Below are 26,196 nucleotides of genomic sequence, written 5' to 3'. Positions count from 1 at the left end.
AATCCGCGCCCTCACTGCCTGCTCAGCGACCTACGCCCACTCCGCGACCGCATTCATGCAGGCCAGGCGGCCAGTCGACCCAGCCCGCCGATGCCTCGGCGGCGTCAGTCCAGTGCAGCCAGCATCGGGACTCAGCCGCCGTTGCCCAGCTCGCGGTCGACGGTGCGGGGTGGTGCCTTGCGCGGCGGCGCACAGGACGGGCTCGCCCGCTTTCGGCCGCATGGTTCGACCCGGCAGACCGATGTCTCGGCAGTGTCAGTCCAGTGCGGCCAGCGCGCGGCCGAGCTGATCGATCTCGAACTTCGTCGTATACGGCGCCAGACCGACGGTGACCGCACCGCCCTCGTCGTTGACGCCGAGCGCGTCCAGCAGCCGGCTGCCGCCGTGCGTGCCGCTGAGCACGCCGATGCGGTTGTCGGCCAGCTTGGCGGCGATCTTCTCCGCTTGCAGGCCGACCATGGTGAAGCTGACGGTCGGGATGCGGGTGGAGGCGCGGCCGATGACGGTGAGGTTGTCGATCTTGTCGAGGGTGTCCATCAGATGCTCGAACAGCTGGTCGTGGTAGTCCTGCAACGAGGTGATGGAGATTTCCAGGCGTTCGCGTCTGGTGCCGGTGGCGCGTTCGTCGAGCCCGGCCAGGTAGTCGATCGAGGTGGTGAGCCCGGCCAGCAGTGAGTACTGGTGCCCGCCGACCTCGAGCCGTTCGGCGCCCTTGGCATACGGGTTGAGCGACATCGACGGGATGCGGTCGAGGAAGGCCGGATCGCGGAAGACCAGCGCACCGATCTGCGGGCCGCCCCACGACGGTGCGCTCAGCGCGACCACGTCGGCATTGAGTTCTTCGATATCGATCAGCGCGTAGGGCGCGGCGCCGAACGCGTCGGCCACCAGCAGCCCGCCCACCTCATGCACCCGGTCGGCGGCCACCCGCACCGCGGGCGCCGAGCCGACGATCGGCGAGGCGGCCGTCAGCGCGACCAGCCGCGCGGTGGGTCCGATCAGCTCCTCGAACTGCCAGGCCGGCATCTCGCAGGTCTCGATCTCCACCTCGGCCCAGCGCACATGCGCGCCGTAGCGGTTGGCGATGCGCAACCAGGGCGCGACATTGGCCTCATCATCCAGGCGCGACAGCACGATCCCGGTACCGAGCCCGAGGCGCGAGCTCAGCGACTCGGCCAGCCAGGCCAGCAGTACCGCACGATCCGGCCCGAGCACGACGCCGGCGGGATCACCGCCGACCAGGTCCGCGACCGCCTCGCGCGCCGCGTCCAGGATGGCGGCGCTGCGCTTGGCCGAATGATGGCGGCCGACGTGGGAAAACGACGACGTACGGAAACCTGTTGACACGGCCCGGGATACCGAATCCGGAACCAGCATGCCCGCTTGCGGGTCGAGGTGGATCCAGCCGTCGCCCAGGGACGGTATCAGGCCCCGAACCCGCGCGACGTCGTAAGTCATGCTGGCCACTCTAAGGGCAGCGGGTGAGCCCGCGTAACCCTCCCCACAGCCACCGTCTTTAGCACGTTCGCGGCCGACGCGACATGATAGAGACCATGACGCACTCGGATGACGCATCGGATCCCGTCGTCGTTATCGGACCCGAAGGACGCCCCCTGCTGCTTCCCGGCGGCAAGGAATCGGAAGCGGCCTACACCGCGCAGGTGGTCTCCGACGACGAGAAAACCAACGACTCTGACGAGCGCGACGACTCCGGCGAATCGCTGGCCGACATGGTCGAGCAGCCCGCGAAGGTCATGCGCATCGGCACCATGATCAAGCAGCTGCTCGAGGAGGTCCGGGCGGCACCGCTGGACGACGCCAGCCGGGCCCGGCTGCGCGAGATCCACAAATCCTCGATCCGCGAGCTGGAGCAGGGCTTGGCACCGGAGCTGCGTGAGGAGCTGGAGCGGCTGACGCTGCCGTTCACCGACGAGTCGGTGCCCTCCGACGCCGAGCTGCGCATCGCCCAGGCCCAGCTGGTCGGCTGGCTGGAGGGCCTGTTCCACGGCATCCAGACCGCGCTGTTCGCCCAGCAGATGGCGGCGCGGGCCCAGCTCGAGCAGATGCGTCAGGGTGCGCTGCCGCCGGGTGTGCACGCGGGCGATCAGCGCAACGCCCAGCACGGCCACGGCATGAGCGGCACCGGCCAGTACCTGTGACCCCAGGCAGTGTTGAATTGTGCCCGGCCGGGAGGCGCTGCGTGGTGGCGCTGCGCTGCCTCCTCCGCGCCTCGACCCGGCCGGGCGGCAGTGGTGGCGGGGCCCGTCGACCGTCGGCCGAGTAGTCTCGACCACCGTGCCCGCCGCTGCCGCTCGCCCCGACTCGGTTTCCGATGTGAGTAACGAACAGACCTCAGAACCCACCGTCACCGCGCCCGTCGAGCCCGCCGAACCGCTGGTTTCGGACTCGCAGTCGTTCGCCCGCGCGTTCAAGGACATGCGCGACGGCTTCGGCCAGCGCGAGCTGTGGCTATCGCTGGGCTGGCAGGACATCAAGCAGCGTTACCGGCGCTCGGTGCTCGGCCCGTTCTGGATCACCATCGCCACCGGCGTGCAGGCCACCGCGATCGGCATTCTCTATGCGGCGCTGCTCGGCCAGCCGCTGCGCGAGTACCTGCCGTATGTGGCGGTCGGGTTGATCGTGTGGAACGTGATCCAGGCCAGCATCCTGGAGGGCTCGGATGTGTTCATCGCCAACGAGGGCCTGATCAAACAGTTGCCCTCGGCGTTGAGCGTGCACGTCTACCGGCTGGTGTGGCGGCAGTTCCTGTTCTTCGCGCACAACTTCGCCATCTATTTCGTGGTGCTGCTCGCCTTCGGGGTGTGGCAGAACCTGCATTGGACGGTCGTCTTCGCGATACCGGCGCTGCTGCTGATCTTCGCCAATTCCATGTGGGTGTCGATCCTGTTCGGCATCTTCAGCACCCGCTACCGCGATATCGCACCGATTCTCGGCAGTATGACGCTGATGCTGTTCGTGCTCACCCCGGTCATGTGGAGCACCAAGAGCCTGCAAGAACAGGGCGGCGATGTGGCCGACCGGGCCAAGCTGGCCGAAATCGTGCCGACCTTCCACTACCTGGAAATCGTGCGCGCGCCGCTACTCGGTGACGATCAGCAGCTCTATCACTGGGTGATCGTCGGCGCGATCACTGTGGTGGGCTGGATCGGGGCCGTATTCGCCCTGAAGAAATTCCGTTCGCGCGTGCCGTACTGGGTATAGGAGCCGATGCAGCGATGACAGATCATGTGAGCATCGAAACCCGCAACGCGTGGGTGGAGTTCCCCATCTTCGACGCCAAATCGCGGTCGTTGAAGAAGGCGTTCCTCGGTAAAGCCGGCGGCGCCATCGGACGCAACCAGTCCGATGTCGTGGTGGTCGAGGCATTGCGCGACATCACGCTGTCGCTCAAAGAAGGCGACCGGATCGGCCTGGTCGGGCACAACGGCGCGGGCAAATCCACACTGCTGCGGCTGCTGTCGGGCATCTACGAACCCTCGCGCGGCAGTGCCCGCATTCGCGGTCGGGTGGCGCCGGTGTTCGACCTCGGTGTCGGCATGGACCCGGAGATCTCCGGATACGAGAACATCATCATTCGCGGCCTGTTCCTCGGGCAGACCCGCAAGCAGATGATGGCCAAGATCGATGAGATCGCCGATTTCACCGAACTCGGCGAATACCTGTCGATGCCATTGCGCACCTACTCCACCGGTATGCGGGTGCGGCTGGCGATGGGCGTGGTCACCTCGATCGACCCGGAAATCCTGCTGCTGGACGAAGGCATCGGCGCCGTCGACGCGGAATTCATGAAAAAAGCCCGGCTGCGCCTCCAGAAATTGGTGGCCCGATCCGGCATCCTGGTCTTCGCCAGCCATTCCAACGAATTCCTCGCCCAGCTCTGCGATTCGGCCCTGTGGATCGATCACGGCCAGGTCCGGCTGCACGGCGGTATCGAAGAAGTGGTGCGGGCCTACGAGGGCCCGGAGGCGGGTAATCACGTCGCGACCGTCCTTGCCGAATTGGAAGCCGAGCAGGCCGCCGACGCCGAACGAGAACTGGAGCCGAACCAGACATGAGTGAGCCGACCGGGAAGAACACCCCGATCGCTGCCGGGGCGTCCCCGGTCGAGTCCGCGACCTCCGCCGAACACGCGGCAGTCGATACCGGCGCGACCGCTCGCATCGTCGCCGTCGTCGTCACCCACAAGCGGCGCGAACTGCTGGCCGAATCGTTGAAGGTGCTGGCCACGCAGTCGCGGCCGGTCGACCATCTCATCGTCGTCGACAACGGCAACGAGCCCGAGGTGGCCGAGCTGGTCCGGGATCAGCCGGTGGAGACGACCTATCTCGGCTCGGCCCACAACCTCGGCGGCGCGGGCGGATTCGCGCTCGGCATCCTGCACGCGCTCAGCCTCGGCGCCGACTGGGTGTGGCTGGCCGACGACGACGGCAGGCCCGAAGGCCCCGAAGTGCTGGCCACTCTGCTGGACTGCGCCGGCAGGCACGGTCTGGTCGAGGTCTCCCCCGTGGTCTGCGATATCGACGAGCCCGACCGGCTGGCCTTCCCGCTGCGGCGCGGCGTGGTGTGGCGGCGGCTGCGGTCGGAGCTGGGCGAGGAGGATTTCCTGCCCGGGATCGCCTCGCTGTTCAACGGCGCGCTCATCTCGGCGCGGGCGATCGACGTCATCGGGGTGCCGGATCTGCGGCTGTTCGTGCGCGGCGACGAGGTCGAGGTGCACCGGCGGTTGGTGCGCTCCGGGCTGCCCTTCGGCACCTGCCTGCAAACCGCCTACCTGCATCCCAACGGCGCGGCCGAGTTCAAGCCGATCCTCGGCGGGCGCATGCACACCCAGTACCCGGACGACCCGGTCAAGCGCTATTTCACCTACCGCAACCGCGGGTACCTGATGTCCCAGCCCGGTATGCGCAAGCTGCTGCCGCAGGAATGGATCCGCTTCTCCTGGTTCTTCCTGGTGACCCGGCGCGATCCGGCGGGGCTGCGCGAATGGTTCCATCTGCGCAGCCTGGGACGGCACGAGCAGTTCGGGAAGCCGGACCAGTAATTCGGTTGCGCGGGTCCGGCCCGCGTGTGAGAGTTGACCCGACTTCGAGGAGAAACGAGGAGGTGGAGTTCGTGGTGACCGTGCGGATTGCTGTGCCCAGGTCGGCTGTGCGGGTGCACACCGACGGCCCGGATTCCCTCTCTTACTCGACTCGCTGAGCCCCCGCCGTGGGCTCGGCGCCCCACGGAGGCTCTCATCATGGTCGAATACGACCAGTTGGTTCCCTACGGCTGGACCGAACGCGTCCGGCTCGAATACACCACCCTGCTCGACCCGGAATGCGTGCCCGCGCGGGTGATCCGAATGGATCGCGGCGAATGCGATGTCGCCACCCCCAGCGGATTGCGCCGAGCGAGCTGCCCGCGCTCGGATTCCGAGGTCAGCGGGCTGTGCACCGGCGACTGGGTGCTCATCGACGCGACGATGACGGTGCGCAGGCTGTTGCCGCGGCGGTCGGCGATCGTGCGGTCGACGGCGTCACGGGACTCGCGGGCGCAGGTGCTCGCCGCCAATGTCGACACGGTGCTGGTCTGCACCGCCGCCGACGGTGACGTCGACCTGGGCCGGATCGAGCGGATGCTCGCGCTGGCCTGGGAGTCGCAGGCGCAACCCGTCGTCGTGCTCACCAAAGCCGATGCGGCCGAATACCTTCCACTCGACGAGGTGCGGGCCGTCGCGCCCGGCGCCACCGTCGTCGCGGTCAGTGCCACCAGCGAATACGGACTCGATGTGCTGACCGCGCTGCTCGACGGGACCGTGGCCCTCATCGGCCCGTCCGGTGCGGGCAAGTCGACGCTGGCCAACGCGCTGCTCGGCGCGGAAGTGTTCGCCACCAACGAAGTTCGCGCCGTCGACAAGAAGGGCAAACACACCACCGTGCACCGGGAGCTGCGGCCACTGCCCGGTGGCGGAACGCTGATCGACACGCCCGGACTGCGGGGCGTCGGGCTCTGGGACGCGGCCGAGGGACTCGAACGCACCTTCAGCGATATCGAAACCCTCGCCGCCGACTGCCGTTTCAGCGACTGCGCGCACGACGCCGAACCCGGCTGCGCGGTGCGCGCGGCGATCGACAGCGGTGAGCTCACCGAGCGGCGGCTGGACAGCTATCGCAAACTCGCCCGCGAGAACGAGTGGATGGCGGCGCGCAGCGATAAACGGCTGCGGGCCGAGCGCGAGAAGGTGTGGCGGGACATCAGTAAGCAGCATCGGCGGATGTTCCGGGAGAAGAACTCGCGGCGCTGAATAGGGGACGGCGGGGTCATCGGGTGGCCGGTGACCCCGTTTCCCGCGGCCGAACAGGTGCACACTCCGCCACGGCGCAGGTCGTGGGGCACCTACATGTTCCAGGCATCGGCCGCCGGACCGCTGCGGCGCGAAAAGCGCCCGACCAGCGGGAACCGCCGCCCAGGCAGACAAGGGGCGGTGTGAGGCACACCACCGTCTCGCCCTATGCAACTGGTTGCATAGGGCTCGGTTTACGCTTAATGTCGAGAAGCGGATGGCCGCGGGCTCGCACCGCGGCGGAGACGACAGGAGCAGTCAATGACCGAATCGAAGCCGCTCGCGGGTAAGACGCTGATCATGTCCGGCGGCAGCCGCGGCATCGGGCTGGAGATCGCCAAACGGGCCGCGGCCGACGGCGCCAACATCACGCTGATCGCCAAGACCGACAAGCCCCATCCGAAACTGCCCGGCACCATCCACACCGCCGCCGCCGAACTCGAGGCCGCGGGCGGCAAGGTGCTGCCGTTCGTCGGCGACGTGCGCATCGACGAGTCGGTGGCCGACGCCGTGCAGCAGACCATCGACCAGTTCGGCGGCATCGACATCGTGGTCAACAACGCCTCGGCCATCGACCTCTCGCCCACCGACACGCTGTCGATGAAGAAGTACGACCTCATGCAGGACATCAACTGCCGCGGCAGTTTCCTGCTGTCGAAGCTGTGCATCCCCGCACTGCGCGAATCCGCCGCGGCAGGGCGCAATCCGCACATCCTCACCCTGTCGCCGCCGCTGAACCTCGACCCGAAGTGGGCCGGCTCATCGCTCGGCTACACCATCGCCAAGTACGGCATGTCGCTGACCACCCTCGGCCTGGCCGAAGAGCTGAAGTCCGACGGCATCGCCGTCAACTCGCTGTGGCCGCGCACCACCATCGCCACCGCTGCGGTCAAGAACCTGCTCGGCGGCGAGGAAATGGTCGCCACCTCCCGCACCCCCGACATCTACGCCGACGCCGCGTACCTGGTCCTGACCTCCCCGTCCACCGAGACCACCGGCAACTTCTTCATCGACGACGACGTCCTGGCCGCCCACGGCATCACCGACCTGGACAAGTACCGCGTCACCCCGGGCGACGGACCCTTGACCACCGACCTGTTCCTCTGATCGGTTCCGGTTAGAACGCCACGGCTCGCGCGCGGACCGTGGCGTTCGGCTGTCAGGGCACCGGATCGCGAGGGGGCATCCAAGCCGGCGGAGCGGCGCAATGGCGGCGCGTAGCCGGTTTGTGCGGCAGTATTTCGGTATGGGGAGGATCAAGCTTGCGGCGTGGGTGTCAGCTTTTGTCGCGATGATGTTCGTCGCTGCCGGGTGCACCGGATTGCCTGGGCGGCCGACGCAGGTGAAGCAGTTGGACGCCGAGATCAGCGCTATGCCGGGGGTCGAGATGTACTCGGCGTCGTACTCCAACGACATCACGCACGGGGCGGTGCTGGATCTATCGATCCGGATGCCGGCGGCGACCGAGGATCAGGTAACCGCGGTTGCCCGGCGGATCAATGAGATCAAGGGTGACTATTTCGACGGGTATGACCAGTCGGCCGATTTCACCGTAGGTAAGGGGCTCACGCTTCAGCGCGGCGAACGGCTCGACCCTGAGCAGCTGGGCACCGACACACGACTGATCAGGCAACTCGGCGGTGCGCTGCCGGGGTCCGACATCAACTGGTTTCGCAACAGTGGCACCTCGATCGTCATCCGTGAAGCGCCGCCGGTCGCGCAGTCGCTGGCCGCGGTGCGGACGGTAGTCGGGAACGAACCGACATCCGTCGAGGTGATGCCTGTCGGCGATGACCCGATGTGGCGGGTCGGCTTTCCGTTCAGCATCGAGCGCGAGCAGCAGATCAGGCAACAACTCACCGGACTGCCGGTGAGGATGGCCGCGCTGACCATCGAGGATGGGCATCTGTCGTACATGTCGGTCGGCGTAGGCGACACAACGTCCGCCTATGACGATCTCGCCGCGGTGATCGAGGCGGTGAAACCGACACCCGATCACCCGCTGTTCCTGAGGTGGGATGTTCCCGACAACTCCGGCAAGACCGCGGACGACTCCGGCAAGACCGGCGGCGGCTCCGTCCATGTCGCGGGGTGCGAGTATCCCGGCACTGCGGGTGAGCAGGAGCCGGAGAAGTACTACAGTCCGGAGGCTCTCGACCTGCAGCGCCGGGTGCGGGTGGCGTTCGACGGGTGCGGGTAGCGGCGGCGCTAGATGAACAGCAGGGGTAGGAAGGCCAGCAGGATGAGGAGGGCGGCGCAGGCCCAGGAGATGTAGACGAAGACCATGCCGGGGGTCTTCTGGGGGCCGGGGCCGAGGGCGCCGTTGAGGAAGATCAGGGCGGGGGCGCGGTAGTAGAGGCGGGCGGCCTGGCCTTCGGCGACGGGGACGGCGGTGGTGGCCGGGCCCATGTCGAACAGCCAGGGAGTGCTCACCTTGACGTGGTGCTGGCCGGGGCCGACGGGGATGTGGTTGGCGCCCCAGCGGGTGTTGGGGACCTGCTGGCCGTTGACGATGATCTTCGGCTTGGTGATGGCGAGCAGGAAGGCCATCGGGGTGTAGGAAGCGTCGACGGTGAGGCCGGGCGGATCACCGGGCAGGCCCTGACCTGCGGCGGGACCGTGGGCGCTCGGGGCGCCGTAGGGCATGGGCGGCTGACCGCCGGGCATGGGCGTGCGGCCCTGTGGCGGCATCCCCTGCGGCGGCATGCCTTGCGGTGGTTGCCCGTACGGCCCACCCTGCGGGAACGGCGGCGCACCATTCGGCGCCGGCGGCATCGGCGGACGGCCGGGCATCGGCTGCCCCGGCATCGGCTGCCCCATCGGCGGCTGACCGAACGGCGGAGCACCCGGCGGCGCGTACTGCCGCACACCCCCGAACTGCGGCTGACCTGGTCCAGGCTGGCCTTGCGGCGCCCCGGGGTAACTCATCGATTCCTCCCAAGATCGGTAACGTGCACGCGCACCCTACCGAGGATTCGCCGGTGCCTCATGTCGAGCGCGGCAGGCCGGCTACGTCTGACTGAATGCCGCAGCCGCCGTGGAGGCAGCGCGAGCTCACTAGTACCTACCCAACTCGAGGGCACCCGAATCACGCGACGGCCGAGCATCGAGCGGAACATCGCTGACACCCATCACGCCGAATCATCCCGGAGACCGGCCAGCTCCGATCAGCGCAATCGCCGCAGGTCACCACTTCGCCCCGGGCGATTCGTGCATTGCCGAAACCCCATCGGCGACAACGGTTTCCTCCCGCTGGATCGCCGACGGGCTTCCTGCTCAGCGCGACTCGGAACTCCCCTCGATCCCGTACAACCGCTCCCAGTTCGCCCGACTGGTGAGTTCCGGCATCGCGGCCCGGTACTGCTCTTGCAGGGCCGGCAGTTCGCGGCGCAGGCGGCGCAGCACGCGGATGGTGCGCAGCAGGAGTTTGCGGGCGGTGGCCTTGTCGCGGCGGCGGACTCGCACGCCGGACTGGGAGGCGTCGGTGACGACGACGTGGTCGAACAGCGACACATGCCACCAGTGCGCGTCCTCGCGGGTGACGCCGACGATGCCGTGCTGGGTGCGCCCGGTCCACTGCGTGATCGCCCGCTTGACCAGCACCGCGAGCAGCCGGCTCGGCTCACCGCCGGCGCGCCGGACCTGAATCTCCGCCGACGGCACCGGTGGGGTGGCGGCCGGATGCTTGATCGTCTCGGCGAATTCGGCGCGACTGGTGCGGGCCGCCGCCAGCGCCTCGATACCGCCGTCGCGCAACACCTTCGGGCCGCGCAGGAAGTCCTCGATGCCCTGCAAGGTGGTGTGCGCCAGGCCGTACTGCATCGCCACCAGATGTTCGGCCAGGTTGCGGAACAGCTGACGGGTGATGGCCTTGCCGTCGAGATCGGTGTGCATGGCGCAGACGATCAGCGAGTTGCGGGTGCTGAAGTAGCGGGCCCAGTCGTCGAAGTCTTTCCAGTAGAAATCGGCGTGCCAGACCGCGGCGTTGGGCAACGTCACCGTGACGAACCCGTGCTCGCGGGCGCGGATGCCGTACTCGACGTCGTCCCACTGGAAGAAGATCGGAATCGGCAGCCCTATCTTCTTGACCACCTCGGCCGGGATCAGGCAGGTCCACCAGGCGTTGTAGCCGGCGTCCACGCGCCGTTCCTGGTTCTTCTTCAGCATGCTGGTGTTGCGCAACGCCTTGGGCACCTTCTGCCCGTGCATCAGCTTGTCCAGATGCACTTCCTCGGCGCCGACATTGAGGTAGTCGGGGTTGAGCAGGAACAGCATCTGCGCGCCGACCAGCGTGGGTTCCACGGTCAGGTTGGCGAAGGCGTTGAGCCGCAATACCGTTTCCGGCTCGCACAGGATGTCGTCGTCCATCAGGATGACGTCGGCGTGCTCGTTGGCCCCGGACACCTCGTAGAGCCCGCGGGTGAAACCGCCTGCGCCGCCCAGGTTGGGCTGACGGATGTAGCGCAGCTTGTCGCCGAAGACGGGCAGCGTCTGCTGGAACAGCGGCCGGTCCTGCACCAGGTCGGTGCCCTGATCGACCACGTAGACCGCGTCGATAGCGGCGAGCACGACGGGATCGGAGGCCAGCGCGGCGACGGTGTGCGCGCAATCCTCGGCCCGGTTGAAGGTGCAGATCGCGATGGCGACCGGGCGCACCCGTTCCGGTGCGGCCGCGGTCCAGGTGAGTTCGGAGATGCCGAGTTCGGCGCCGACCGCGTCGAACTCCAGCCACAGCGCACCGCCGTCGACGTACTGGTCCAGCGGCGCGGACAGCGTCAGCGGACCGCTGGCGGCGACGTCGGCGCTGGCGATGATGCGCCGATGACCGGCGATATCGGAGGCGACCAGGCGCACCCGCGCCTTGTTCGCGACCTCGAGCGTCATCGTCGCCTCGACCGCGGTGACGGTGGTCCAGCGCTGCCAGTAGCTGGCCGCGAACCGGCCGAAGTAGGTGTTGGTGTGCGCGATCGCGCCCTTCTCCAGCCGCAACGCCTGCCGCTCCCGCGTCGAGCGGCCCTTGACCACGGCGTAGAGCTCATCGCTGACCTTCGGCGACGGGCCGGTGAAGATCCCTCGCTGCAGCACCAGTCGATCCGGCGCCGGATGGGAGGCGACACGCAACGCGTCCGGCGCGACGTCCGCGCGATCGTTCGTTTCGGTAACGGCCTGGGTAGCCGACTGGTCCATGAAGTCCTCGAAATTCCTCATTGTGCCGACGGGACAGACATGTCCCCGGATACGGTTCGCGGCGGGAGCGAGGATATCAATCGCACACGCCGTAAGCCCGCCGAGTCGATACCCCGCCCGGCCGCTCGCGAGGCCCCGCTCATTCGGCGGCGACCCGTTGCGGAGCCGGGGCGCTCTTGCCCACGAAGACGAACTTGTCGTAGGCCCAGTAGCGGAACACCACGGCCACGATCTGGCCGATCAGGGTGCCGGAGATGTTGTCCGACAGCGCGCTGGACAGGTCCAGCACATAGCGGGAAAAGCCCAGGCAGCCCAGCTGCAAGCCGATCGCGATGACGTTGAACACCGCGTACAGCAGGTATTCGCGCCCCGGGTTGTCGGTCTTCTTGTGCGCGAAGGTCCACCACTTGTTGCCGAAGTAGGTGACCACCGTCGCCACCGCGATCGCGATGATCTTGGCCGGCAGCGGCGCGTGGAACAGCACGCCCTCGCCACCCCAGAACACCAGCAGGTTGTAGGTGCCCGCGTCGACCAGGAAGCCGATCGCGCCGACCACCAGGAACGCACTGCCCTGACGCAGCGCGGTGAACACTTTGCCGGTCAACGACGCGGGTGCCGCGGGCGCTGACCGCGGTGCGGGACTCGTCGGCTCACTGGGTGACACTCGGGCGACGGTACCGCAGGCACCTCGCTGGGGCGTTTGCCCGCACGCACCTGTAATCTCCCGGTGTTCCCATTCACAGCCGACCTCGAGGATTGACCCGGGTGGATCCCACCGAGCTTCGCATTGCCGCCGTGGTCCCTTGCCACAACGAAGAGGCTTCGGTCGCCAAGGTCGTCACCGACCTGCAGGCCGCCGTGCCGGGCATCGTCGTCTACGTCTACGACAACCTGAGCACCGACGCCACCGCCGAACGGGCCCGCGAGGCCGGTGCGATCGTGCGGGCGGAGAACACCAAGGGCAAGGGCAATGTGGTGCGCCGCGCCTTCGCCGACATCGAGGCCGACGTGTACCTGATGATCGACGGCGACGACACCTACGAGGCGTCGGCCGCGCCGCTGATGATCAAGACCCTGCTCGACGGTCCCTATGACCATGTGCTCGGCGTGCGTAAGCAGGACGAGGGCACCTCGGCGTACCGGGCCGGCCACGAGACCGGCAACAAGGTGCTCAACGGTGTGGTTGGCAAGGTGTTCGGCGAGAACGTCGAGGACATGCTGAGCGGGTTCCGGGTGTTCTCCCGCCGCTTCGTCAAGAGTTTCCCGGCAGTGTCTCGCGAGTTCGAGATCGAGACCGAGCTGACGGTCCATTCGCTGCACCTGCGGGTGCCGCAGACCGCCGTTCCGGTCGGTTTCCGGGACCGCCCGGCCGGCAGTGAGAGCAAGCTGCGCACCTACCACGACGGTTTCAAGATCCTGGCGCTGATCATCGGGCTGGCCCGGCACGAGCGGCCGGTCGCCTTCTACGGCCTGTTCGGCACGCTGAGCTGGCTGGTGTCGGTGATCCTGACCATTCCGATCGTCATCGAGTTCTACGAATCGCACACCGTGCCGCGCTTCCCGACGCTGTTCCTGGCCTTCACGCTGCTGCTCTTGGGCAGCCTGGCCTGGACCGCGGGCATGATCCTCGACGGCATCCGCCGGTCCCGGCACGAAACCGCGCGACTGGTCTACCTGCGCTATTCGGCTCCCGGGGAGGACCCGCGTCCCGGCGAGGCCGGGCGTTGACGACCTCGGCCGACCGGAAATCCGCGCAGGAACCGGTCGACCCCGAGGCCGCGACCAGTGACTCCGGCGACGAAGCCACGCCCGACGCGGACTCCGCACCGGCTACCCTGGCTGACCCCGCGGGGGCCGCGACCGCCGACGACGAGCCAGCCGACGCCGCGCAAGCAACCACCGACAACGCGGCGACCGACGCGGCGCAGTCCACGACCGATGACGACTCCGAGTCCGAGGCCGCAGCGACAGACCCCGTGGACGCCGCAACGACCCCGGCGGCCACCAAGACGTCCCCGTCGACCGCAAGCCCCCTGCGCCGCACCGCCGACACACTGATCGCGAAGTTCGGTGCCGCCACCCTCGCCTTCACCGTCCTCGCGACCCTGTTCGGCGCCGTGTTCGCGGTGATCACCCCGCCGTTCTGGGGCCATGACGAGATCACCCAGTTCGGCCGCGCCTACCAGGTGGCGCACGGTGGGTTCCTGCCGCAGGAGATCGAGGACGAGCGCGGCGTCGCCTACGGCGGCCAGGCTCCGGCGGCCATCGACGCGCTGATGGGCGTGGCGATCCGCGACTACACCGAGAACCCGGAAGAACCGGCCCCGATGGTCGGCGATCCGGGCGCCTACGACCGGGTCGGCAGCGCCGAGATCACCGCGCAGCAGAACACGATCTGGTTCACCAATACCGCCGCCTACTCCCCCGTCCCGTACGTGCCCGCCGCGATCGGCATCCGGCTGGCCGAGCTGACCGGCCTCGACGCCGGCGGCATGGTGCTGCTGACCCGGCTGGCCGGGCTGCTCGCCTACCTCGTGGTGGTCGGGTTCGCGCTGTGGGCGCTGCGCCACTACCGGGTGCAGTGGCTGGCGTTCAGCGTGGCGTTGCTGCCGATCGCGGTGTTCCAAGCGGGCACCGTCACCGCCGACACGATGACCAACGCGCTGGCCATCATGGTCTCGGCGCTGCTGGTCAAGGCACTGTTCCTGGGTCGCGGCCTGGGCCGGGTGGAGACGACGGCGCTGCTGGCCGCGACGGTGCTGCTGCCGTTGAGCAAGCCCACCTACGTGCTGCTGGCCATGCTGGTGGTGCTGGTTCCGGCCAAGCGGTTCGGCTTCTCCGGCCTGCTGCGCTGGGTGCCGTGGCTGTGCGCCGCGATCGGCGCGGCCTTGTTCGCGATATGGATGAAGATCGCCGCACCGACCGGCGACGGCATGAGCCTGATGCGGCCCCGGCACCAGTGGTACACGGTGAATCCGGGCGAACAGCTCGGCGGAATCCTGCGCGATCCGATCGGTTTCCTCGGCGTATTCGGCGAGAGCATCGCCCGCCGCGATCAGGAGTGGTTCACCGAGTTCTTCGGCGAGCTGGGCTTCGGCTACGTGGATGTGCCCGCCATGTCGATCGTGACGTGCCTGCTGGCGTTCGCGGTCGGCCTCGGCATCGCCGAGCGGATGAGCACCCCGGATTTCCGGCGCACTCTGGTCGTCGCGCTGACGCTGGCCGCCAGCGTCGCGATGATCTACGTGACGCTCTACATGTCGTTCACGCCGATCGATTTCTACATCATCGACGGTGTGCAGGGCCGCTACTTCGTGCCGCTGGCCATCCTCACCTTCGCGGTGCTGCTGCGCTGGATGCCGTTGCGGCTCACCGGTGTCGGCGGCAAGGCGCCGGGACGGGCGGCGCCGATCACCATCATGGCGGCGACCACGATCGCGCTGGCCGCGGCGGCCATCAAGTACTACGTCGTCGTCTGGGGCTGAGTGCGCCCTGCCCCAGTCGTACTGCTGGGGCGAGGTGCCAGGGATGCTCGACAATCAGGCCGTCGTAGCTGTCCGAGCGCGCGGGCTCAGCTCGGGTTGATCGTCGTCTCGCCCGCTTCGGCGTAGGCGCGTTCGGTGCTCGCCTTGTGCGGGCGCCACCAGTCCTCGTTGGCGCGGTACCAGGCGATGGTGTCGGCCAGGCCGGCCCGGAAGTCGGCGTAGCGGGGGCGCCAGCCGAGTTCGTCGCGCAGCAGGCTCGCATCGATGGCGTAGCGCTGATCGTGGCCGGGCCGGTCGGTGACGTGGTCGAAATCGTCCGAGTCGCGGCCGAAGGCCTCCAGGATCAGCCGCACGACGGTCTTGTTGTCGAGTTCGCCGTCGGCGCCGATCAGGTAGGTCTGCCCGATCCGGCCGCGTTCGAGCACATCCCAGACCGCGCGGTTGTGGTCGTCGACGTGGATCCAGTCGCGGATCTGGTGGCCCGCCCCGTACAGCCGCGGCCGCACCCCGTCGATCAGGTTGGTGATCTGGCGCGGAATGAACTTCTCCACGTGCTGATACGGGCCGTAGTTGTTGGAGCAGTTGGACAGGGTGGCGCGCACCCCGAACGAGCGGGTCCAGGCCCGCACCAGCAGATCGCTGCCGGCCTTGGTGGCCGAATACGGGCTGGACGGGTTGTAGGCGGTCTGCTCGGTGAAGGCCGGATCGCCTGCGTCCAGATCGCCGTAGACCTCGTCGGTGGAGACGTGGTGGTAGCGCACGTCGTGCCGACGCACGGCCTGGAGCAGCGAATAGGTGCCGATGATGTTGGTCTGCACGAACGGCCACGGCTCGGTCAGCGAGTTGTCGTTGTGCGATTCGGCGGCGAAGTGCACCACCGCGTCGACCCCGCTGACCAGTTCGTCGACCAGATCCAGGTCGGCGATATCGCCGTGCACGAAGTCGATGCGGTCGGCGACGGGCGCGAGCGAGGCTCGGTTGCCCGCGTAGGTGAGCGCATCGAGCACGGTGAGCGTGACGTCGGGCCGCTCGGTCACGGTCTGCTGGACGAAATTCGCCCCGATGAACCCGGCACCGCCGGTTACCAGCAATCGCACCCCACGACCTTACGTCGCCGCGGCCCGGCTCCCGGACCGCGGGCATGGGCGAATTGCGAAGATAGCCCAGGTGAATGGGTGTGGCCTTGCTCGCTTTGAATTCCGATTCAGCGAAAACCGGTATCAGCGAATTCCCTGGAAACGCCGCCCAGAAGTACATATTTCCAGATCCGCACCGCCCTAAACGCGTCTGCGGTGAACGGAATTTGAACGAACGGATACAGTCGGTTCACCCATCGTTAGCTGGACTCGATTTCCATCATTTCGTCCCCTCCGAACGCTTTACATCGAGGTTCCAGAAATGCTGATGAGGAAATTCGCCGCGACTTCGGCGCTCGTGATCGCCGCCCTCGGTGTCACGGCCGGCACCGTCAACGCCGCCCCCGCCACCGAGACCGCCGTCAACTTCACCGCGCAGAGCACCGATTCGTCGACGATCATCACCACCGATGCCGGCTCGCTCGTCGTCGAGGACAACACCTTCAAGGTGAAGGCGAGCAACGGCACCGTGCTGGCCGGGACCCCGCTGACGTTCCGGGTCGACGATTTCGAGTTCCCGATCGCCGCCGACATCTCCGGCCGCACCGCCACCCTGACCCCGCAGCTGGACATGGCCAAGGCTGTCTACAAGCCGGTCGCCCTGCCGTTCGAGGACCAGGCCAGCTGGAAGACCCCCTATGACCGGGAGAAGGACGCCTTCAACCGGATGAAGGACACCATCGGCATGGGCGCCACCATCGCCACCCTGGTCGGCGGCATCGGCGGCGCGGCCGTCGGTTGCGTGCTCGGCGGCATCGCCGGCGCCACCGTCGCCTCGGCCACCATCATCGGCCTGTTCGGCCCGTTCATCCCGGCCGCCGCGGTGGGCTGCATCGGCGGCATCCTGGCCGTCGGCGCGCTGGGCACCCTGGCCGGTCAGATCCTGATCACCGCGCCCGTCGCGATCGGCGCCGCGATCCAGTACTTCACCACCATCAACCAGCCGTTCAACCCGCCGGCCAAGTAATTCCCCGACGGTTCCCTACAGCAGGTGACCCCGTCCGGTTGCGACCGGGCGGGGTTTCTGCCGTGATCGCAGAATATTTGCCCGAGAATTCCGCGGCGTATTTCAGATCACATATTCGCGGAGCCATATCGCTCCGATTCGCCAAGTGTGCGCGATTGTTTACATACGGTTTACGCGGTGCGGGCCTGATCGGCCTGTTCGATTCTGGCTCGAATGAATCGGGAGGCCCGCGCCAAGGCTGCCCGCCCCTCCGGCAGATTCGGCGCGATGCTCATGAAATCGTGCACTGTGCCCCGCCAGAGCTCGAGCGAGTTCGGCACGCCCGCCGCCGTGAGTCGCCGCGCCATGAGCTCGCTGTCGAAGCGCAACAGCTCCTGCTCCGCCGCGATCAGCAGCACCGGCGGCAAGCCAGCCAGGTTGGCGTTGACCGGGGAGAGCTGCGGGTCGAGCACGCCCGCGACCTCGCCGCCGAGCCGCACCACCGCGGTCAGCGCGGCCAGCGGGATGTAGGCGTCGCGCGCGGTCTTCTCATAGTCGGTCTTGGCGGCGTAGTCCAGGTCGAGCAATGGGCTGAGCCCGAGAATGCCGGCCGGAGTGGGCAGCCCCGCCTGTATCGCGGCCAGCACGGTCGAGAACGCCAGCAGCCCGCCCGCCGAATCGCCCGCGATGACGATGCGCGCTGGATCGACGCGATGGCGCAGCAGCCAGCGGTAGGCCTCCAGGCAGTCGGCCAGTGATTCGGTGATCCGGGTGCCGGGCAGCTGCCGATATTCGACATTCACCACCGGCAGCCCGGTCCGGCGCGCCAGACCGGCAGCGACCGGCCGATGCGTACGTAGCCCGCAGATCGCGAAGCCGCCGCCGTGGAAGTACAGCACCGCGCCGTGGCGCAGCGCCCTGGCCGCACCGGCGGGCCGCACGATCTCCATCCGGAAGCCCTTCATCGAGACCTGTTCGCGGTCGATGCCCGCAGGTTCCGGGCGCAGCATCGCCAGGCCGTCGATCAGGGCCGCGCCGACCGGCAGCGTCATCCGGTTGATCGGGAAACCGCGCAGCACCGGCCGCACCACGCCGCGGAAGGCGGCTTCGAAGATCCGTCCCGGGGCACTCGGCCCGCCGGGGTTGACCACGATGCCGGGTCCTTTTGTCGCATCCATGGCGCACCTGCCCTCCGCTGGGGCGTCGAACCCCGGCCGGACAGCTGCCCGGATGAGCGTCGACGCTGACGTTCACACCGATCGCACACGGTGACGCTTCAGAAACGAGTCCGTTTCAAACAATCGCGGCCTCAGCACACCATGTGGATGTGACCTGTGCAACATCATTGCCCGGATCCGCTGTTCCCTATACCTGGTACCCGCACTCCGTAACCGTTTCGAACAGCACTCGGAATCTCCCCGATGCCGGGACCGGCCGCTGAACCGGTCATGCCGGTCGACCGGCGGGCTGGCAGACTGTGCAGACATGCGCGGAATCATCTTGGCCGGCGGCACCGGGACCCGGTTGCACCCGATCACGCGCGGCGTCAGCAAGCAGCTGGTCCCGGTCTACGACAAGCCGATGGTCTACTACCCGCTCTCGACGCTGATGCTGGCCGGTATCCGCGACATCCTGGTGATCACCACCCCCGAGGACGCCGAATCGTTCCGCCGCCTGCTCGGCGACGGCTCCCAGTTCGGCATCGCCATCGACTACGTCGTCCAGCCCGAACCCGACGGCCTGGCCAGGGCGTTCGTCCTCGGCGCCGACCATATCGGCGCCGACTGCGCGGCACTGGTGCTCGGCGACAACATCTTCCACGGGCCCGGGCTCGGCACCAGCCTGAACCGTTTCGCCGGCCTCGACGGTGGCGCGGTGTTCGCCTACCGGGTCTCCGATCCGACGGCCTACGGCGTGGTCGAATTCGCCGACGGCCGTGCGATATCCATCGAGGAGAAGCCGAAGGTCCCCCGCTCCAACTACGCGATCCCGGGGCTGTACTTCTACGACAACGACGTGGTCGAGATCGCCCGCGGCCTGCGCCCGTCCGCGCGCGGGGAATACGAGATCACCGATATCAACCGGGCCTACCTGGAGGCGGGCAAGCTGCGCGTCGACGTGCTCGCGCGCGGCACCGCGTGGCTGGACACCGGCACCTTCGACTCGCTGCTGGACGCCGCCAATTATGTGCGCACCATCGAAGAACGCCAGGGCCTCAAGATCGGCGTGCCCGAGGAGGTCGCCTGGCGGATGGGCTTCATCGACGATGAACAGCTGTGCGCACTCGCCGATCCGCTGGTCCGGTCCGGTTACGGCAGTTATCTGCTCGATCTGCTCGAGCACGGACGAGGTTGGTGAGGATGCAGATCAGGGAGATGTCGATCCCGGGCGCGTGGGTGTTCACCCCGCGACTGCACAGCGACGAGCGCGGCACCTTCGCCGAAACGTTCAAGGCCTCCGAGTTCGAGAAGGCCACCGGCCGCCGTTTCGATCTGCTCCAGGTCAACACCTCGGTGTCGGCGGCCGGCGTGCTGCGCGGTATCCACTACACCGAAAACCCGCCCGGCCAGGCAAAATACGTGAGCTGCGTGCGCGGGGCCTTCCTCGATGTAGTGGTCGATCTGCGCGAAGGTTCACCGACCTTCGGCCGCTGGGACAGCGTGCTGCTCGATGACGTCGACCGCCGCTCGGTATTCCTGTCCGAAGGTCTCGGGCACGCGATCCTGTCGCTGGCCGACGATTCCACCGTCACCTATCTGTGCTCGCTGGAGTACTCCCCCGAATTCGACCACGATCTGGACGCTTTCGATCCAGACCTGGGCATCGACTGGCCGCGCACCGATCGCGCGGGCCGTCCGATCACCTATCTGCGTTCTCCCAAGGACGCCGCCGCGCCCCGGCTGGCCGACCGCTGATTCAGCCGACGTTCGCGCGCGCCTCGTCGATCGCGGTGCGCGCGTCCACCGCGACGGCGCGGATGCTGTCGAAGGCAGCCCGGTAGCGCTCGATATCGGGTGCTTTGTCCAGGTAGACCGGCCCGGTGAACGCCTCCACGTACACCACCGGCGGTTCCGGCGCGCCCGACTGGTCCGGCTCGGGGAATTCCAGGATCACGAACGGCCCGGACTCCAGGCCGCGGTGATAGTCGGCATCCGAGGGCACCACCTGGATCCGCACATTCGGCAGTTCGCACATCAGCCGCAGGTGGTCGAGCTGACCGGCGGTCACCGAACGCTCGCCCAGCGGACGCCACAGTGCCGCCTCACCGATCAGCACATCCAGCCGCAGCGGCGATTCTTCTCTGGTGAGCAGCGGCTGACGGGCCATCCGCAGCCGCACCCGGCGCTCGATATCGGAGTCGGAGAGTTCCGGCCGCGCGGCCCGCAGCAGCGCACGGGCATAGGCCTCGGTTTGCAGCAGGCCGGGAATCAGCTGGTCCTCATAGGCGAACAGCCGCGAAGCGGCCTCCTCCAACCCGATGTAGACCTCGAAACCCTCACCGATGACGTCGCTGTACCCAGTCCACCAGCCGCGCGCCTTGGTCTCCTTGGCCAGCGCGGTGAGCGGGCCGACGGCTTCCGGCGGCGCGCCGTACACCTTGCACATGGCTTCCACATCGAGGCCGCGCAAGGAGGTCTGGCCGGTCTCGATGCGCCAGATCTTGGCCTCCGACCACTCCAATTGCTGTGCCGCGGCCCGCGTCGTCATCCTGGCCCGGTTGCGCAGATCGCGCAGCTGCCTGCCGAGCCGACGCCTGGGCATGGTCGATCCGGTGGTCCCCTGTGCTGCCACTGTTTCCCCCTCGTTAGACGAACGGCATTGTTCCACAACGAAACCGGACGGCAATACCAGGGATGTCACAGAGAGGCCGTTGACGCTGCTGCGCCACTCATTTGCGCGAGCCGCCGCGGCGGAACCGCCAGAACTGCACCGCGCGAACGTCTTCGGAGAGCTGGTTGACCGGTTCGGCCACATCGGACAGCGCCTGAAACAGGTCGTCGGCCAGATCGCTGATGTGCTCGACGCGGGTGGCCAGCCGGGAGGCGTTCACCAGGAACTCCAGCATCAATCGCACCGAGGCGGCGATACTCAACCCCAGCGGCACCGCGATCAACGCCGCGAAGATGCCGAGCAGAGCCGAGACCTGCCACATCAGCACGGTCAGCGCGATCGGGATGCCGAAGGCGAACAGCAGCCCGAGGAGATAGGCCAGCGGCAGCAGGGTGCGGGTGGCGGGCCTGCGGAACTGCACATCGAGCAGGCCGCGCACCGCGTCGGCGCACCACTGCCGGAACGCGCGCCTGCTGACGAACGGCTCGGGCGAGGTCTCCTCCTCGGCGGCCGCGCCCGGGAGGCGGCGGGCCGCGGTCGAGCGCCAGGTGATCCAGCGCGACTCGGCCTCCAGGTCGTCCGGTTGCGGCGACTCGGTGCGGTCGGACTCATCACTCATGCCCGGAATCCTTCCCGCTCCCGGCCCCGGAAACCAGCCCCGACCTCGTCACATCTGCCCCGGTCGCGGCCCGGAAACCGGACGTACCGGGCACTAGCACCGATCGCTATTACTCGCCGGTAAATGAGACGAATCCGACAGTTGTGAAAAATTCGCGGAATCTCGTAACGCTTCGGGCACCTGCCCTCGATACGAACCATGAATGCAGGACCTGATCTGTAACGGGGAATGGAGAAGACAGTGCGCACGACGTTTCCGACTTCCGTCTCGGCGGACGCCATGTCCGCAGCCGCGCAGGACTACACCCAGCGCGGTTGGACGGTTGCCGAAACGGCCAACGGTCTGTGCCTGATCACCGATGACGACCTGTCCGCCATCGAGGTCAGTGGGGAGCTGGCCGCCGAGGTCCGTCGCTTCCTGCGTGCCAACAACCTGTCCGGCCCGGTGATCGAGGTGCCCGGCACCGAGCGTCGCGAGATCCACCTCGTCACCGGCGCCCGCAAGGCCGCCATGGCGATCGAGGCGCTGCGCGCGGCCGGTGCCACGGTGCACACCGACGGTGCGAGCATCCCGCTGCCGCCGACCCAGCTCTCGGTCGGGTCGGCCTGCTGGGGCATCGCCCCGGGCGAGGCCCGCTGGGTGCCGCCGGTGGTCGCGATCAGCGCCGCCGTCCGGGCCGCCGCGGCCCGCAAGCGCGGACAGCTCACCAGCGTCGCCTGCTGAGCCGGCACCAGAAGCACGGAAAGACCGTCCGAGACAACCGCACACGGCAACCACCGACCCCGTCGTCCACCGGCGGGGTCTTTGCCGTGTCGCGAAAAGGGTTGGCCGCGAGCCGGTTCGCTGCGCGGTAACCCACGGGCATCAATCATACGAACCAGTCTGTTTGTGTGTGCCCGGAAAACCTTGGGCTAGCTCGGGATTCGTGACATCCGAGTGCACTCGTTTCGCTCCGCAACCGGGTGTTTGCCGGATAAAATTGACCAGCTTTCGTTTTAAGTCGCTGGTTCGACGAGGAGCCTCGACGGTCTCGAATCCGGCAATCACAGGGGGCTCGCATGCGCGGCAGCGACGGCGAACACGAACTACAGGAACGTCACGGCACCCAGGACCGGGCCCGGCGCTTCTACGACGACCAGGTCCGCGATCGGCTCAACGAGCACATGATCGAATTCGTCGGCCGGATGGATATGGCGTTCATCGCCACCGCTGACGCCCACGGCGAATGCGATGCCAGCTTCCGGGCAGGCGAACCGGGCTTCCTGCACGTCATCGACGCGCAGACACTCGCCTATCCGGAGTACCGGGGCAACGGCGTGCTGGCCAGCCTCGGCAATATCCACACCAACCCGCACATCGGCATCCTGATGATCGACTTCGTACGCGACCTGATCGGCCTGCACATCAACGGCTCGGCCCGCCTCGTCGACGACGGCGCGCTGCGCAGCTGGGTGCCCGGCCTGCCGCCGAGCCGGCGCGGGCGCGAAGCCCAGCTGTGGGTGGTGGTCGATGTGGAGGAGGCCTATATCCACTGCCGCAAACACATCCCGCATCTGGTGCCCGCCACCCGCGAGCAGCGGGAATGGGGTACCGACAGCGTGCGCGCCAAGGGCGGCGACTATTTCGGGGTGAAGGCGGAGTCGCTGGTGAGAGCTGAATCGGCGCCTAGTCGATCTTGAAGATGACCATCCGCTGCACCACGAAGTTGATCACGGTGGCGGTGCCCTGCGCGACGACGAACGCCAGTGGCAGTCGCCACCACGTGTCGTCCAGTGCCTGGTACATCACCCAGTTGAGACCGACCTGCACCGCGAAGGTCAGCGCGTACAGCGCCACCACCGCGAGGAAACGCACACGGCTCGGCGGAGCCTGGAAGGTCCAGCGGCGATTGATCAGGTAAGCGGTGGTGGTCCCGGCGATGAAGCCGATGGCCTTGGCGAGATTGACCGGCAGGCCCAGCACGTACAGCAGGGAGTACAGACCGAAGTCGACGATCGCCGACAGGCCGCCGGTCAGGCCGAACCGGATGACCTGCGTCTTCAGGTCGACATCGGTGCCGCCCGGCTCATCGACCAGCGGAATCTCGACCGGCAGCGGCAGATGGGGTTCGGCACTCACGCGCACGAGACTAATGGACGCCGCCGCGGCCCACCGTGCACCCGAGCGCATCCACCGGCCCACATCACACGCGCGTGGCCGACGCCATACCGGCGGGTACGGCGACCCGGGCCACCCGATCGGCGATACCTGTAGCCTCTATGCCGATGTCCACGAAAGCTACGACCCCCACCACGACGACCGGTGATGACAGCGTTCCCGCCGCCACCAACGGCGCGGGCCGCGCGTTCGAACTGCCGACGCGCACCCGGACGCTCACCGGGTGGGGTCGCACCGCACCAACATCCGCCGAAGTGCTCTCGACCAGCGATCCCGAGCTGATCGCCAAGGCCGTGACCATGGTCGCCGAGGACAACGACGGCAAGCCCGCCCACCTGCGCCGCGGCATCATCGCGCGCGGGCTGGGCCGCTCCTACGGCGACCACGCGCAGAACGGCGGCGGCCTCGTCGTCGACATGACCGCGCTCAACCGCATCCACCGCATCGACGGCGACACCCATATGGTCGACGTCGACGGCGGGGTGAGCCTGGACCAGCTGATGAAGGCGGCACTGCCGTTCGGGCTGTGGGTCCCGGTGCTCCCCGGTACCCGGCAGGTCACCATCGGCGGCGCCATCGCCTCCGATATCCACGGCAAGAACCACCACTCCGAAGGCAGCTTCGGCAACCACGTCCGCTCCATCGACCTGCTCACCGCCGACGGGCAGGTGCAGACGGTCTCGCCGAAGAAGAACGCCAAGCTGTTCTGGGCCACGGTCGGCGGCAACGGGCTGACCGGCATCATCCTGCGCGCGACGATCGAGATGATCCCGACCGAGACCGCGTACTTCCTCAACGACGGCGTCAAGACCAGGACGCTGGACGAGACCATCGCGGTGCATAGCGACGGGAGCGAGGCGAACTACACGTATTCGAGTGCGTGGTTCGACGTGATGAACGCACCGCCGAAGCTCGGACGCGCCTGCCTGACCCGTGGCCGCCTGGCGAAGGTGGACGAACTGCCCAAGCGGCTGCGCAAGAATCCGCTGAAGTTCGACGCACCGCAGCTGCTCACCGTGCCCAATATCTTCCCGAGCTGGACGGCCAACAAGCTGACCCTCGGCGCGGTCGGCGAGGCGTACTACGCCATGGGCGGCACCTACACCGGCAAGGTGCAGAACCTGACGCAGTTCTATCACCCGCTCGACATGGTGGCGGAGTGGAATCGCGCCTACGGTCCCGCCGGATTCCTCCAGTACCAGTTCGTGGTGCCGACCGAGGCGGTCGAGGAGTTCAAGCGGATCATCATCGACATCCAGGCTTCCGGGCACATCTCCGCGCTGAACGTCTTCAAGCTGTTCGGCGAGGGTAACCAGGCACCGCTGAGCTTCCCGATGCCGGGCTGGAACATCTGCGTCGACTTCCCGATCCGCCCTGGCCTCAACGAGCTGGTGACCGATCTGGACCGGCGCGTGCTGGAATTCGGCGGCCGGCTCTACACCGCGAAGGATTCGCGCACCACCGCCGAGACCTTCCACCAGATGTACCCGCGCATCGACGAGTGGATCAAGATCCGCCGAAGTGTCGACCCCACAGGCGTTTTCATGTCCGATATGGCCAGGAGGCTGGAGCTCCAGTGATCAACGCAGTAGGCAATCCGCAGACCATCCTGCTGCTCGGCGGAACGTCGGAGATCGGGCTGGCGATCTGCGCCGAGTACCTGAAGAAGGGCGCCGCCCGGATCATTCTGGCCGCGCTGCCGAACGATCCGCTGCGCGATACCGCGGTGGCGCAGATGAAGGCGGCCGGGGCCGAGCAGGTCGACGTGATCGATTTCGACGCGCTCGACACCGACAGCCACCCGAAGGTGATCGATCAGGCCTGGGACGGCGGCGATGTGGATGTCGCCATCGTCGCCTTCGGTCTGCTCGGTGACGCCGAGGAGCTGTGGCAGAACCAGCGCAAGGCGGTGCAGATCGCCGGGATCAACTACACCGCCGCGGTGTCGGTGGGTGTGCTGGTGGGCGAGAAGATGAAGGCGCAGGGCTACGGCCGCATCATCGCCATGTCCTCGGTCGCCGGTGAGCGGGTGCGCCGCTCCAACTTCGTCTACGGCTCCACCAAGGCCGGCCTCGACGGGTTCTACCTGGGGCTGGGCGAGGCGCTGCGGCCGTACGGCCCGCGTGTGCTCGTGGTCCGGCCCGGCCAGGTGCGCACCACCACCACGCTCGAGCACTGGAAGGCGACAGGCGCCAAGGAAGCGCCGTTCACCGTCGACAAGGAAGAGGTCGCGGCACTCGCGGTGGCGGCCTCGCAGAAGGGCAAGGAGCTGATCTGGGCTCCCGGCCAGGTGCGTTACCTGATGTCGGTGCTGCGCCACATCCCGCGCCCGGTGTTCCGCAAGCTTCCTGTGTGAACCGATTCCCGTAGCGGTGGACGGCCGGTCGCGGCCGGCCACCGCTGACGAGGATCGCCCGGCGTGCTCGGCGGTCCGTGCTCGACGGCCCGCGATAACGTTGCGCCGACCGCGGAGTACCAGCCATCGATCC

25 protein-coding genes are annotated in these 26,196 nt (G+C 67.7%); 16 read left to right on the top strand and 9 right to left on the bottom strand.

Going from position 1 to position 26,196, the window contains the following annotated elements:
• Nucleotides 1-255: 255 nt before the first annotated feature.
• The gene (locus NOCYR_RS00915) at nt 256-1,458 is read right to left on the bottom strand and encodes a cysteine desulfurase-like protein (protein WP_014348479.1); all 1,203 of its coding nucleotides are present in this window, start codon (nt 1,456-1,458) and stop codon (nt 256-258) included.
• Nucleotides 1,459-1,553: 95 nt separating this feature from the next.
• Between NOCYR_RS00915 and NOCYR_RS00910 the strand changes: the two genes are divergently transcribed.
• The 7 genes from NOCYR_RS00910 to NOCYR_RS00880 all read left to right on the top strand — a co-directional run bounded on the left by NOCYR_RS00910 (nt 1,554) and on the right by NOCYR_RS00880 (nt 8,546).
• Complete coding sequence (locus NOCYR_RS00910) at nt 1,554-2,159, top strand: bacterial proteasome activator family protein (protein WP_014348478.1); 606 nt, start codon at nt 1,554-1,556, stop codon at nt 2,157-2,159.
• Nucleotides 2,160-2,334: 175 nt separating this feature from the next.
• Nucleotides 2,335-3,222 (top strand): ABC transporter permease, encoded by an 888-nt coding sequence (locus NOCYR_RS00905; protein WP_014348477.1) that lies wholly within the window; start codon nt 2,335-2,337, stop codon nt 3,220-3,222.
• A 14-nt stretch (nt 3,223-3,236) separates the two neighbouring features.
• Nucleotides 3,237-4,076: an ABC transporter ATP-binding protein gene (locus tag NOCYR_RS00900; protein WP_048832536.1), complete on the top strand. Its 840-nt coding sequence runs from the start codon at nt 3,237-3,239 to the stop codon at nt 4,074-4,076.
• Nucleotides 4,073-5,062, top strand: coding sequence for a glycosyltransferase (locus NOCYR_RS00895; protein ID WP_014348475.1), 990 nt, complete (start codon nt 4,073-4,075; stop codon nt 5,060-5,062). Before NOCYR_RS00900 ends, NOCYR_RS00895 begins: the two co-directional genes overlap by 4 nt.
• A gap of 198 nt (nt 5,063-5,260) precedes the next feature.
• Entirely contained in the window at nt 5,261-6,307 is a 1,047-nt protein-coding gene (gene rsgA, locus NOCYR_RS00890) for a ribosome small subunit-dependent GTPase A (protein WP_014348474.1), read from the top strand.
• Between the two features lie 300 nt (nt 6,308-6,607).
• Entirely contained in the window at nt 6,608-7,453 is an 846-nt protein-coding gene (locus NOCYR_RS00885; protein ID WP_014348473.1) for an SDR family oxidoreductase, read from the top strand.
• 139 nt (nt 7,454-7,592) lie between these two features.
• Nucleotides 7,593-8,546, top strand: coding sequence for a hypothetical protein (locus NOCYR_RS00880; protein ID WP_148280494.1), 954 nt, complete (start codon nt 7,593-7,595; stop codon nt 8,544-8,546).
• Between the two features lie 8 nt (nt 8,547-8,554).
• Here the strand turns inward: NOCYR_RS00880 and NOCYR_RS30220 are convergent, their stop codons facing one another.
• From NOCYR_RS30220 to NOCYR_RS00865, 3 genes are all read right to left on the bottom strand, one after another.
• Nucleotides 8,555-9,274 carry a hypothetical protein gene (locus NOCYR_RS30220; RefSeq protein WP_231856012.1) on the bottom strand — a complete coding sequence of 240 codons (720 nt, stop codon included), beginning with the start codon at nt 9,272-9,274 and terminating at the stop codon, nt 8,555-8,557.
• A gap of 348 nt (nt 9,275-9,622) precedes the next feature.
• A complete protein-coding gene (locus NOCYR_RS00870; protein ID WP_014348470.1) occupies nt 9,623-11,533 on the bottom strand; it encodes a glycosyltransferase in 1,911 nt (636 codons plus the stop codon).
• Between the two features lie 139 nt (nt 11,534-11,672).
• Nucleotides 11,673-12,197 (bottom strand): GtrA family protein, encoded by a 525-nt coding sequence (locus NOCYR_RS00865; RefSeq protein ID WP_048832532.1) that lies wholly within the window; start codon nt 12,195-12,197, stop codon nt 11,673-11,675.
• 101 nt (nt 12,198-12,298) lie between these two features.
• On the opposite strand from NOCYR_RS00865, the gene NOCYR_RS00860 reads away from it, so the two are divergent.
• On the top strand, nt 12,299-13,261 hold the full coding sequence (locus NOCYR_RS00860; protein ID WP_014348468.1) for a glycosyltransferase: 963 nt from the start codon (nt 12,299-12,301) through the stop codon (nt 13,259-13,261).
• On the top strand, nt 13,258-15,018 hold the full coding sequence (locus NOCYR_RS00855; RefSeq protein ID WP_014348467.1) for a DUF2142 domain-containing protein: 1,761 nt from the start codon (nt 13,258-13,260) through the stop codon (nt 15,016-15,018). Before NOCYR_RS00860 ends, NOCYR_RS00855 begins: the two co-directional genes overlap by 4 nt.
• A gap of 86 nt (nt 15,019-15,104) precedes the next feature.
• On the opposite strand, the gene rfbB is transcribed toward NOCYR_RS00855, so the two are convergent.
• Entirely contained in the window at nt 15,105-16,115 is a 1,011-nt protein-coding gene (gene rfbB / locus NOCYR_RS00850) for a dTDP-glucose 4,6-dehydratase (protein WP_014348466.1), read from the bottom strand.
• Nucleotides 16,116-16,416: 301 nt separating this feature from the next.
• Here rfbB and NOCYR_RS00845 point away from each other — a divergent pair, with 301 nt between their 5' ends.
• The gene (locus tag NOCYR_RS00845) at nt 16,417-17,121 is read left to right on the top strand and encodes a hypothetical protein (RefSeq protein WP_014348465.1); all 705 of its coding nucleotides are present in this window, start codon (nt 16,417-16,419) and stop codon (nt 17,119-17,121) included.
• 170 nt (nt 17,122-17,291) lie between these two features.
• Here the strand turns inward: NOCYR_RS00845 and NOCYR_RS00840 are convergent, their stop codons facing one another.
• Nucleotides 17,292-18,278 carry an alpha/beta hydrolase gene (locus tag NOCYR_RS00840; RefSeq protein ID WP_048832530.1) on the bottom strand — a complete coding sequence of 329 codons (987 nt, stop codon included), beginning with the start codon at nt 18,276-18,278 and terminating at the stop codon, nt 17,292-17,294.
• Between the two features lie 307 nt (nt 18,279-18,585).
• Between NOCYR_RS00840 and rfbA the strand changes: the two genes are divergently transcribed.
• Complete coding sequence (rfbA, locus tag NOCYR_RS00835) at nt 18,586-19,458, top strand: glucose-1-phosphate thymidylyltransferase RfbA (RefSeq protein ID WP_014348463.1); 873 nt, start codon at nt 18,586-18,588, stop codon at nt 19,456-19,458.
• A 2-nt stretch (nt 19,459-19,460) separates the two neighbouring features.
• A complete protein-coding gene (locus tag NOCYR_RS00830; protein ID WP_048832528.1) occupies nt 19,461-20,015 on the top strand; it encodes a dTDP-4-dehydrorhamnose 3,5-epimerase family protein in 555 nt (184 codons plus the stop codon).
• A 1-nt stretch (nt 20,016) separates the two neighbouring features.
• Here the strand turns inward: NOCYR_RS00830 and NOCYR_RS00825 are convergent, their stop codons facing one another.
• Nucleotides 20,017-20,862, bottom strand: coding sequence for a helix-turn-helix domain-containing protein (locus tag NOCYR_RS00825; protein WP_048832525.1), 846 nt, complete (start codon nt 20,860-20,862; stop codon nt 20,017-20,019).
• Nucleotides 20,863-20,989: 127 nt separating this feature from the next.
• The gene (locus tag NOCYR_RS00820) at nt 20,990-21,550 is read right to left on the bottom strand and encodes a DUF4282 domain-containing protein (protein WP_014348460.1); all 561 of its coding nucleotides are present in this window, start codon (nt 21,548-21,550) and stop codon (nt 20,990-20,992) included.
• 240 nt (nt 21,551-21,790) lie between these two features.
• On the opposite strand from NOCYR_RS00820, the gene NOCYR_RS00815 reads away from it, so the two are divergent.
• Together NOCYR_RS00815 and NOCYR_RS00810 are read left to right on the top strand one after the other, a co-directional pair.
• Complete coding sequence (locus NOCYR_RS00815; protein WP_014348459.1) at nt 21,791-22,273, top strand: hypothetical protein; 483 nt, start codon at nt 21,791-21,793, stop codon at nt 22,271-22,273.
• Nucleotides 22,274-22,608: 335 nt separating this feature from the next.
• Nucleotides 22,609-23,229 carry a pyridoxamine 5'-phosphate oxidase family protein gene (locus tag NOCYR_RS00810; RefSeq protein ID WP_014348458.1) on the top strand — a complete coding sequence of 207 codons (621 nt, stop codon included), beginning with the start codon at nt 22,609-22,611 and terminating at the stop codon, nt 23,227-23,229.
• Here the strand turns inward: NOCYR_RS00810 and NOCYR_RS00805 are convergent.
• On the bottom strand, nt 23,216-23,719 hold the full coding sequence (locus NOCYR_RS00805; protein ID WP_081505536.1) for a GtrA family protein: 504 nt from the start codon (nt 23,717-23,719) through the stop codon (nt 23,216-23,218). The two genes, NOCYR_RS00810 and NOCYR_RS00805, sit on opposite strands and share 14 nt — an antisense overlap.
• 89 nt (nt 23,720-23,808) lie before the next feature.
• Here NOCYR_RS00805 and NOCYR_RS00800 point away from each other — a divergent pair, with 89 nt between their 5' ends.
• Both NOCYR_RS00800 and NOCYR_RS00795 read left to right on the top strand, forming a co-directional pair.
• The gene (locus NOCYR_RS00800) at nt 23,809-25,287 is read left to right on the top strand and encodes an FAD-binding oxidoreductase (RefSeq protein WP_014348456.1); all 1,479 of its coding nucleotides are present in this window, start codon (nt 23,809-23,811) and stop codon (nt 25,285-25,287) included.
• Entirely contained in the window at nt 25,284-26,063 is a 780-nt protein-coding gene (locus NOCYR_RS00795) for a decaprenylphospho-beta-D-erythro-pentofuranosid-2-ulose 2-reductase (protein ID WP_014348455.1), read from the top strand. The genes NOCYR_RS00800 and NOCYR_RS00795 overlap by 4 nt, the downstream gene beginning before the upstream one ends.
• The last annotated feature ends 133 nt before the right edge of the window (nt 26,064-26,196 follow it).

This window comes from Nocardia cyriacigeorgica GUH-2, assembly GCF_000284035.1.
Taxonomy (GTDB): domain Bacteria; phylum Actinomycetota; class Actinomycetes; order Mycobacteriales; family Mycobacteriaceae; genus Nocardia; species Nocardia cyriacigeorgica_B.
The sequence above is the reverse complement of the archived record's forward strand: the minus strand, read 5'-3'. Positions and strand labels throughout refer to the sequence as shown.